Origin of the sequence: Kitasatospora sp. NPDC047058, from assembly GCF_040643935.1 — a bacterium.
Classification (GTDB): domain Bacteria; phylum Actinomycetota; class Actinomycetes; order Streptomycetales; family Streptomycetaceae; genus Kitasatospora.
This window is the reverse complement of record NZ_JBEYVJ010000593.1, coordinates 1-3,370: the sequence shown is the minus strand read 5'-3', so window position 1 is coordinate 3,370 and position 3,370 is coordinate 1. Positions and strand designations below refer to the sequence as shown.

Here is a 3,370-nt window from a genome sequence, read left to right as displayed (position 1 = left end):
GGCGCCCGGCCGCGACCAGTGGCGGGCGGGCCGCGCGGGCGCGCAGGACCGCCTGCTGTTCGCGCTCGGCGCCCTGCTCACCCTGCTCGCCCTGCTCTGGGCGGCGGCCGAGGTGCGGTTCGCCGTCACGGGGCACCACCCCACCGCGGAGTCCTGGGGGACGGGCCGGACGGGCGCCTCCGACCAGGCCGGGTTCGTGCTGCTGCTGGCCGTCCTCGCCCTGCTGGGCGCGGCGGCCGCGCCGCGGACGGCCCGCCGGTTGCTCGGCTTCTGGGCCACCGGGACGGTGCTGCTCGGTGCCTGGCCGCCGCCGGTCGGACCGCTGGAGGCGCTGCGCGTGCCGGTGCTGGAGGGCTGGTTCCGCGGCCTGGCCGAGGTCTGGGGCCACGCGGCGTTCTGGGCCGCCCTGCTGGTCGCACTCCCGTTCGCCGCCCACGCCGGCCTGTTCGCGGTGCGCCGGACCCGGGGCGGGCAGTGACGGGGCGGGCAGTGACCGGAGCGGGCCGTTGAGCGGGCCGTTGAGCGGGCCGTTGAGCGGGCCGGGCGCCGTTCCCCCGGAGGACGCCGGGACGCTGGTCGGGCTGGGGCGCGCCCTGCTCGACGAGTACGACGCGCACAGTTCCTCCGCGCGTGGCACCCTCGCGCTCTCCCGTGCCCTGACCGCCTTCACGACCGCCCGCGCCCTGCTGGAGGAGGCCTGCCCGGCGGCGCCCCTGCAGGCCCTCACCGAGGTCCGCTTCCTGCTCGGCCTCACCCTGTCGGTGCGCTTCTGGCAGGCCCAGGACACCGCGGACTACGCCGAGGACGAGCAGATCCGGCACGCCGTCCGGGCCGAACGCGCCGACGCCGTCGACCTGTTGGCGCTCTCCGCGGCGCTGCTCACCCCGGGCACCCGGGAGCGCACGACGGCCGCCGGGCGGCTCGGCCTGCTGCTGCACGCCCGCCACGAGGAGGGCCACGGCGACGGCCCGCCCGACCCGGCCGCCCGACCGGACGACCTCGACCGGGCGGTCGAGGCGCTGCGGACGGCCTGCCCGGCACCGCTGCCGCCCTCGCCGTGGCCGGTCCCCTTCGAGGCGGCGTCCGGGCCGGAGCCGTCGTCCGGGCCGGAGCAGCACGGGGACGCCGAGCAGCCCGCGGACGCCGAGGAGCCCGAGCCCGGCCTGGTGGCGACGCTGGGCTGCGCGCTGGCCGACCGCCACGACCGCGACGGTTCCCCGCACGACCTCGCCGCCGCGGAGGCCGTCCTGGAGGGGCTGCTGGCGCAGCTGCGTCCGCCCGCGTGGTGCGAACCCGGCTCCCCGCCGCCCCGGCCCTCCCCCGACGCCCGGCCCGGACCGGCCGAGCTCGGCGACCCGCTGGAACACGCCGCCCGGGAGCGGCTGGCCCTCCTGCTGCTCGGCACCGAGCAGCGCCCGGCGACCGCCGACCGGACCGAACGGGCGCTCGCCCACCTGGAGTTGCTGGCCGCGACCAGCGAACCGGACCACCCCGTCCGGCTGCGCGCCGCCCTGCGCCTGGTCGACGGGTACCAGACCCGCGGCGGCGGCCGGGTCACCGAAGCGGACGCCGAGCACCACCTCGCCCGGCTGCACGACATCCGGCGCCTGCTGCCCCCGGAGCACCCGCTCGGCGGGACCGCCCGCTGGCTGCTCGGCAACGCCCTCGCCCAGCGCGCCGGCCTGGAGCGGCCCGTCGTCACGGCGGCCGCCCGGGAGGCGGTCGTCGTCCTGCGCGAGGGCCTGGCCGGCATGGCCGCGGACGATCCGGTGCGCGCGAGCTCGCACGGCCTGCTCGGCACCCTGGTCAACGCGCTGCACGAACACGAGCCGGACGAGTACCGCACCGAGGAGGCCGTCCACCACCTGGAGACGGCCCTGGAGTCGATGGACGGCGAGGAGTCGAACGGGATCATCCGCAGCGATCTGCTCGGCCTGCTCGCCCACGCCTCCATCGTCCAGGACCAGTACGGCACCGACCGGGCGGCGATCGACCGGGTGATCGGCATGCTGGACGAGTCGATGGCCAGGCCCTCCGCCACCAAGGGGTTCGACCAGCACGCGCACGGCGCGCTGGCGGCGGCGATGAGCCGGCGCTTCGTCCTCACCAACGCCACCGCCGACCTGGACGCCGCGATCCGGCACCAGCACGCCGCCTTCCGCCGGGCCACGCCGGACGACGTCAACCGCGTCGTGTACCTGCAGAACCTCGCCAACAGCCTGCACCAGCGCTTCCAGATCGGCGGGGACCACCAGGACCTGGAGGCCTCCCGGCGCTACTACGACGAGGTGCTGGCGTTCCTGGCCTCGACCGACCACGGCATGACGGGCATCCACCTGGCCCTGCGGGAACGGCCGGCCCTCGAACGGTCCCGGCTGCTGCTGGAGTTCCACATCGCGCTCAACAGCCGCGACGTCGCCGGGATGGGGCGGGCGGTGGCCCTGCTGGAGCCGCTGGTCGCGCAGCTGCCGGCGGACGACCCGCTGCGGCTGATGGCCCGCGGGGACCTCGGCGCCGCCGCCGTGACCCTCTCCATGTTCACCGGTGACGTGGACCGCCGGATGCGCGCCGTCGCCATGATGGCCGAGGCCGCCGAGGAGACGCCCGCCGGTCACGTCCACAAGCCCGTGCTGACCATGCGGGCGGCCTCCGCGCTCTGCATGCTCGCCGTCATGCCGCCGTTCTCCGCCTACCAGGCCGACGGCGCCCTGCGCTACCTGGACGACTTCCTCGGCACCGCCGACCCGGACAGCATGGAGGGCATCCGGGGGCAGATGATGCGGGCGACCCTGCTGCTGATGCGCCACCGGCACGCCAGGCGCGCCGCCGACATCGAGGCCGCGGTGGCGGCGGCCCGGGACGTCCGCTCGCGGCTGCAGCGCGGCACCCCCACCGAGGTGCTCGCCGCGGTGAGCGGCCTGCTGGCCGAGGCCCACCGGGAACGGCTGGGCCCCGGCGACCGGCGGCGCAGCCGGGAGACGGGCCTCGCCGGGCTGCGGGAGACCGCGACCGCCGCCCTGCTCCAGGCCGCCGCCGACTCCGCGCTGACCGTCGCCCGGGACACCGCCGCGCGCGCCCTGCTGATCGCCCGCTGGTGCCTCGCCGACCACGAACACGGGCCCGAGGAGCCCGACGGTGCCGTCGTGGGCAACCCGGCGCACGGACCCCGGCAGGGGCCCGGCACCCTGCAGTCCGCCGTCGAGGCGCTGGAGCTGGGCCGCGGGCTGGTGCTGCACGCCTCGACGGCCACCACCGACGTCCCCGACCTGCTGCGGCCGCGCGGCATGAGCAGCGGGCTCGACTTCATCGTGGACCCCGCCGAGCGCGCCCACCAGATCAGCCGCAAGCGCGCGTCGCTGGAGTTCCTCCT

Annotated in this window: 1 protein-coding gene and 1 pseudogene; both read left to right on the top strand. The window is 77.4% G+C overall.

From position 1 onward, the window contains the following. On the top strand, nt 1-478 hold a 478-nt coding region (locus ABZ885_RS37945; RefSeq protein WP_360199263.1), incomplete at its 5' end, for a hypothetical protein. A 40-nt stretch (nt 479-518) separates the two neighbouring features. Further along, nucleotides 519-3,370, top strand: a pseudogene (locus ABZ885_RS37940) (hypothetical protein); the annotation flags it as partial.